General features: G+C 54.7%; 6 protein-coding genes and 1 pseudogene. 3 read left to right on the forward strand and 4 right to left on the reverse strand.

Features of this window, described 5'->3' with window-relative positions; genetic code table 11:
- Nucleotides 1-14: 14 nt before the first annotated feature.
- Nucleotides 15-1,589, forward strand: a complete 1,575-nt coding sequence (locus tag E7813_RS18600; RefSeq protein WP_291576326.1) for a methylenetetrahydrofolate reductase C-terminal domain-containing protein — start codon at nucleotides 15-17, stop codon at nucleotides 1,587-1,589.
- 7 nt (nucleotides 1,590-1,596) lie between these two features.
- Here E7813_RS18600 and E7813_RS18605 read toward each other — a convergent pair whose 3' ends face one another.
- Nucleotides 1,597-2,523 (reverse strand): LysR family transcriptional regulator, encoded by a 927-nt coding sequence (locus tag E7813_RS18605; protein ID WP_291576328.1) that lies wholly within the window; start codon nucleotides 2,521-2,523, stop codon nucleotides 1,597-1,599.
- A gap of 28 nt (nucleotides 2,524-2,551) precedes the next feature.
- Between E7813_RS18605 and E7813_RS18610 the strand changes: the two genes are divergently transcribed.
- Nucleotides 2,552-3,436, forward strand: coding sequence for a thymidylate synthase (locus E7813_RS18610; protein ID WP_291576329.1), 885 nt, complete (start codon nucleotides 2,552-2,554; stop codon nucleotides 3,434-3,436).
- Between the two features lie 275 nt (nucleotides 3,437-3,711).
- On the opposite strand, the gene E7813_RS18615 is transcribed toward E7813_RS18610, so the two are convergent.
- The 3 genes and pseudogenes from E7813_RS18615 to E7813_RS18625 form a co-directional block, all read right to left on the reverse strand.
- On the reverse strand, nucleotides 3,712-4,257 hold the full coding sequence (locus E7813_RS18615) for a recombinase family protein (RefSeq protein ID WP_291576331.1): 546 nt from the start codon (nucleotides 4,255-4,257) through the stop codon (nucleotides 3,712-3,714).
- Between the two features lie 588 nt (nucleotides 4,258-4,845).
- Nucleotides 4,846-4,983 (reverse strand): annotated as a pseudogene (locus E7813_RS18620) (sigma factor-like helix-turn-helix DNA-binding protein); the annotation flags it as partial.
- A 92-nt stretch (nucleotides 4,984-5,075) separates the two neighbouring features.
- Nucleotides 5,076-5,333, reverse strand: a complete 258-nt coding sequence (locus E7813_RS18625; RefSeq protein WP_291576333.1) for a hypothetical protein — start codon at nucleotides 5,331-5,333, stop codon at nucleotides 5,076-5,078.
- A gap of 304 nt (nucleotides 5,334-5,637) precedes the next feature.
- Here E7813_RS18625 and E7813_RS18630 point away from each other — a divergent pair, with 304 nt between their 5' ends.
- Complete coding sequence (locus tag E7813_RS18630; protein WP_291576335.1) at nucleotides 5,638-6,126, forward strand: hypothetical protein; 489 nt, start codon at nucleotides 5,638-5,640, stop codon at nucleotides 6,124-6,126.
- The last annotated feature ends 347 nt before the right edge of the window (nucleotides 6,127-6,473 follow it).

Genomic DNA, 6,473 nt, shown 5'->3' on the forward strand with positions numbered 1-6,473 from the left:
AAGGAAATAAAGCGGTGACAATTGACCTGAGTGAATTGGACGAGCAGCGATCCGTGGAAAGTTCGGTAACTTCGCAAAAGGTTGGTTATCATAATCAGATTCGAGAATCGCTTCAGAAGGGAACATTTTGTTACACGCTAGAGTATGTCCCGGACCTGAGCAGAGCCAACCCCGGTGTCATGGACGAACTTAGGCGCAATTCTGAACTGCTAGGGCGAGACCCGCGCATCGCCGGGGTGAACATCGGCGACCGCGTGAAATCGCTCGACTCACTCGATACCATTACTTGCGGCTGCGTCGCGGCAGCCGCAAGTGGGAAAGTTCCGCTGTTGCATCTGGCCGGCAAGGACCGTACGCCCGATCAGGCACGTGCCGTCATCGCCCGTGCGCTGTCTCAAGGCCTAGAGAACATGCTTCTCTTGACCGGCGATGGCATCACGGAACAGCGAGCCGAACGTTTTCGCTATCAGGAATCGATCAATGCGATTCGCGATGCCAAGCAGATGGCGCCGACCTGCCTAGTGGCCGGCGCCATCTCACCTTTCAAATATCGCGAGGAAGAACTGGCCAACCAGTACCTCAAGATGGCGAAGAAGGTGAACATTGGCGTCGATTACCTGATCACCAATTGCGGCTGGGATATGCGGAAGTTGGAAGAGCTGGCGTGGTATCGCGACGCACGAGGCTTCCGAACGCCGTTGGTCGCAAACCTTCTCATGCCCACTATGGGGTGGGCTCGGGGTATCCACTCGCGGCGATTGCCCGGAGTCTTTATGTCGGATGATCTCTTCAACAAGATTTGTGAAGAGCACGCGCAAGGAAAGGCCGAGGCCAAGCGGATGGCCTGGAACCGACTGGCCCTACAGATCGTCGGCGCGCAACATCTCGGTTATGCCGGCGTTCACATGAGCGGGGTTGACAGGTACGAGGATCTCTGCGCGACGATCGAGACGGCGGAGAACCTTGCTCGCAAGCTGCCCTCGCTGGAAGCTTGGAAGGAGGCGTGGGACGAAGCTCATCGTCTAGCAGATGGACGCACAGTCGAATTTGCTCCCGCGGGCGGACTATACCTGTTCGACACGAAGCCTGCACCTAAAAGTCTGAGTCATCTCCCTACATTCGGGTGCGCAAAGCCGTCCGAGGAAGAATTGGCCAAGTACTCGCGCATGAAATCGTTGCATCATGCCGTGTTCGAGGAGGGAACTGTTGGAGCGTCTGTGATGGGCTTAGCGGTCCGCGCTCTAGATAGGACCGCAATCGGTCGTTCCGCGCTCCTGCAGCTGGAAAAAACCACGAAGCACGCTGCTCTTGGATGCGAAACTTGCGGTTTCTGTCGTATCGAATATCTCTTTTATAATTGTCCCGAGACCTGTCCGAAGGGGCTTGCTAATGGATCATGCGCCGGCACAGACGAGAACACCTGTGAATTCAAGGATCGCGAATGCATCCACAACCGGAAGTATCGGTTGGCCAAGAGTGAAGGCCGACTTGATGAACTGGAGCGCACGATCATTCCTCCGGTCGAGGGAACGCGAGGAACCTCTTCTTGGGTCAACCACTTCAAGGGTAAAACGCCGAAAGTGCTCTGACTCTAATCTAACCGGCGGCGACGGGCTGAGGCGGGGGAAACTCCTCGGGGCCGCCGGTCAACGCCTCAAATGCCATGCCGATGAGCAATTCGGCACCGGGCGCGAGCATTCTCTCGCGCATGCGCACCACCCCCATATGCGTGGTCATGCTCAGAGGGACGTTAAGTTCAATTTCCACAAGGAGCTGATTTGCGATTGCTTCCCGGAAGCTCAGCTGAGGACCCACCACAATCAAATCACTGCGAATCGCAACGCGCTCAAGAGTGCCCATGTTGTCGCATTGTACAGCGAACAAGGTCTTCGGGTCGCCTTCGAATTCCAGCCACTGCGTGAACTCTGCCAAGCTAATGTCCGGCAATTTAAAGGAGCCGATCAAAAATCTCAGCAATTCGCGGGGGCTGATCGGCTGAACAGAGAGCGCGGGATGGTTCCGGCGGGCATACATCCCAATGTGAAATTCTGGCAACGGATCGATGACCAGCCGGTCGCTCGAAACCAGTTCTCGAATGTCTCCGATAAAGAAGTCGAGTTCGTCAATTTCCAACAACTTGAGTAGATTTCGCCAATGAGTAATTTCCACGCGCGTGCGAATACCGGGGTGATCGCGCGTGGAGCGCGTCAAAATCGGCTCCAACAGTACAGCGGCCGGTATCGGACCGAGCCCGAAAGCGATCTCCCCGAACTCGTGGGCGCGCATGCGCTTGACGTCGCGCTGCAGGCTCGTGGCTTCGGCCAGCACCCGCTGGCCGCGGTCCACAACAAGCTTCCCATATGCGGTAGGTGTGATCTTTCGTTGCCCGCGATTAAAGAGCTCGACGCCGAGATCCTCCTCCAGCGACTGAATGCTACGGCTAAACGCGGGTTGACTCAGGTGAACCGCCTCTGCAGCTTGCGCAAAACTGCCGTGCTCCGCCAGGGCGACCACGTGCGCCAATCTTCGAATTCCCATTGAATGTATCGCCATGCTGATCCAACCCTCCTCCCCTGTTTATCCGAACTCATCCCGCTCTGCGTCCGTTGACCGGGAGCTTTCGGAGCAAGACGGCGCCTTAGAGCGCCAATATCTGAATCACCTTCAGCATATCCTTGAGCATGGCGAACACAAGGAGGACAGAACGGGCGTGGGCACCCTCTCGACGTTTGGCCTGCAGATGCGGTTTCCGCTAGACACTCGGTTTCCTATGTTCACCACCAAGCGGCTGCACGTGAAATCGATCATCTATGAATTGCTCTGGTTCCTGCGGGGTGACACCAACGTGCGGTGGCTACAACAGCGCGGTGTCTCGATCTGGGATGAATGGGCAGGCGTCGACGGCGATCTGGGTCCTATCTATGGCAAACAATGGCGCCGCTGGAAATCGCCCGGTGGGCAGGAAATCGATCAGTTAGCCGGCGTCATCGAGACCCTGCGGACCGTACCCAATTCCCGCCGGCACGTGGTTATCGCCTGGAATCCAGCGGACATCGCTGAAATGGCGCTGCCTCCATGTCACGCGCTCTTTCAGTTCTATGTTTCGAACGGCCGTCTGTCTTGTCAGCTATATCAGCGCAGCGGGGACATGTTTCTAGGTGTTCCCTTCAACATCGCTTGCTACTCCCTGCTCACTCTTATGATTGCTCAGGTGGTAAATCTTCAGCCCGGTGAGTTCATCCATACTCTAGGCGATGCACACATTTATGCAAATCATGCTGAGCAAGTTCGACTGCAGCTATCCCGTACGCCGCGTAGACTACCCACGATGCATCTTAACCCGAATGTGCAGGACGTGTTCGCATTCGTATTCGACGACTTCAAACTCGACGGCTATGATCCCCACCCCTCCATTTGGGCACCCGTTGCGGTGTAATTGGTGATCCTCATACTCCGTTAGCGGCCGGCTCACACATCTTTACGCCCAGATGAAATCCGCTTTGACGGGACTGGAGACGACCACACCCTGACCGCGCTTCGCCGAAACGTCGAAAACATCCACCGCGCGGCCCCTAGGACAGAAGCAGGCGGTCGCTCCGGTCGCCTTCAACAAGCCGAATACTCCGAAGAACGGCGTCTAATGAGAGCTGTAAGCACTCTAACCCCCGGCCCAACCATCGGATGGGCGTCGTTGCCGATGACGACGCCAAGCTAATTCAACCGACTGATAGTCGAGTGGCTCACGTTATACGATCGAGCTATTTCCGTAAGCACCTCTCCAGCCTCCCGACGGGCAAGGGCCTCTCGTCGCTGATGGCTGGTCAACTTTGGCTTTCGACCAAGGAGTACTCCCCTCGCCTTTGCGCGCTCGCGCCCCTCCCCGGTTCGTGTCCGGATCAGTTCGCGCTCGAACTCGGCGAGACCGCCCAAAACGGTCAGCATCAAACGACCATGCGCCGTCGTGGTGTCAGCCCAAGTGTCTCTCAGCGACTTGAAGCCTGCCCCTCTTTCCCCGATCGTCCCCAACAGGTTCAACAGATCACGTGTGGACCGCGCCAAACGATCGAGCCTGGTGACGACCAACACGTCTCCTTTTGCCAGGACCGCCATTAGTCGCGTTAGCTGCTTGCGGTCCGACCGAGCGCCGCTGATCTTCTCCTGAAATATCTTTTCGCATTTTGCTGCTTTTAGCTCACCCAATTGGGCGGATAGAGATTGACCGTCAGTGCTCACCCGCGCGTATCCGTAAACCGCCATATCGCCCCTCCATTTCGCACATATAATATGCACAACATAAAGCCGCATTTTATACGAGTCAAGCATTCTGTGCATAAATCATGATTTTTGCACAACGCCTTTGGGTAACGGCCGGCAGGCCATGTTCTAAAAAGTTGGGCGGACATTCCGCGAAGCGGCGCCAGCACGCAAAAGTCGAGGGGGAGGGGAATGAGCAAATTCGACGCAAACGAGGTTGCAATGCTGACACGGCACCGCGCCGTCGGCTAATCGCCGCTTTAGTTCAGCCCATTTTTTATCCTACGTCGTGCATTCTATGAGCAGTGCTTGCACCGCGCCTTTTTGTTCAAGATGCGGGTCGTAAAGCCGGATCAGGTCCCGCAATATTGAATTTTCCAATGTCCTGTCGTTGTGCGAAGCCGATAAGTCGACAACAGCCTCGTCGAGATCGCCGAGCCGGTTGGAGCATGCGACCCGCGCTTTTGCGCGAACGCCATCAAGCGAGTCCGCGTTGGTATCGATCATTGTTTCGATGGTTCTGTTCCAGTGATCACCATTTTTATCGGCAAGAATTTCTTGTTCTAGAGCCAAAAGCATCAGGTCGTGCCCCATTTTCTGCAGAACGCTCACCTCAATTTGCCGTATGCGTACACGAGCGATGCCGAATTCGGCCGCAAGGTCTTCTAGCGACATCGGATTATCTGTGAGCACTCGCGCTTCAAATACACGACGCTCCCGTAAATTCAGTTTGTCCATTATGGCTTCCCCGTTTTAAAAACGCTGATGCCCTGCGCAGCAACACAGGGCATCAGTAGCGTTTATCTTGCGAGAAGATGTCATCAGGCATCTTCACCAATGAAAGCAAGTGTCGTTTTCTCCTCGTCAGGATCAGGACCGCAGACCATCTTGATCAATAAACCAGCGAGATGCTCGATCTGCATGTCGGTCATTTGGCTGTTGATCGGAATCGCCGGTCCCATCATCAAGCGCCCATTATCCTGATAATTTCTGATCGACAGATAGCGACCAGTCCCGGCAAAATCTCTATCACCTTCATAGTGTACGACTGCAACCCGCACATTTTTCACGTCAACCATGGCTCATTCTCCTGCTTGCTGTTTCTGCAGGCCAGATCGCCTGCCCTATACACGTTTCAGCTCGCAGTTTCCCTAATTTGGCGACATGCCTTTGATTTCGTAGCGATTTTTATACGCAGGCCGAAAAAACGGTATCCTACGGCGCAAGTTCTCATTGCGCCTGTGCCCACTCCATGCCGCGAGCAACGCGATTTGAGTGAGGTTTGGGTTCGATAAACCCGAAGTGCTACCGGCGACTTGCCTCGGCGCAGCCGAAGGCGTTGGATGCCGTCAGAGGCATGGTAAAAGGGGATGGAGTGGAACGGTGAGATCGCGCCCTGTCGCGTTTGGGGATACTCATGAAACGAGCATTGGTCCTGCTAGCTTTTTTTGGCCGGTGAGCGCCTCGGCTGATGAACTGCCGAAAAATCTGCTCCTGAAATGTGAAGGCAAGCTCACGATCATTTTAACCAAGCCTACCATTGATTCGCTGTCGCCACATAAATTCGAGACCACCCTACGTTTAAAGGATGGAGAGTTGGCAGACACAGACTCGTTTTTTCTCAACACGAACAATTGCGAACTGAAAAATGGAGTTGTTATTTGTACCGGGAAGGCCGTTTATCCGAGCACCATCGACAACGGAAGTGAAAGCCGGGAGATGAAGTCGTATATCAACAGGGAAACCGGGGAGTACAATTTTTTTATGGAGACGACGCACCACACCGGAAGCAATGCAACGGGCAAGAAAACAGAGGGCATGAAATACATGCGTACGGGAATATGCCGTCCGATAAGTAAGCCCATATTTTGACGGCCTCCCTGCCCGATTACTAAATCGCAGTTCATGACCATACGGAACTCGAATGATTTCAGTATATCTCAAATGCGATCAGGAAACCTTTTGAATACGGCCCTACCCTTCAAGCGAAAGCGAACGGGTTTTCCGTATAGGGCGAACGAATCCGATTCAGTTGTGGGTTTGGTTTGCTCGCAAGGGTCCCGTCTCATCCGGGCAATGGTCGCACTTGGCCGGTCGATGTCCGTTATGCGGAGGTGGTCTCAACCGGTTGACGCAACACTTTATCTTAGAGGGAAAGGATGGAGTGTGGGATGGAACGGAGATTTCATAGAGGGTTTACTGCGGCGGAGAGGACGGAG

It is taken from the genome of Bradyrhizobium sp., from assembly GCF_004799405.1.
Classification (GTDB): domain Bacteria; phylum Pseudomonadota; class Alphaproteobacteria; order Rhizobiales; family Xanthobacteraceae; genus Bradyrhizobium.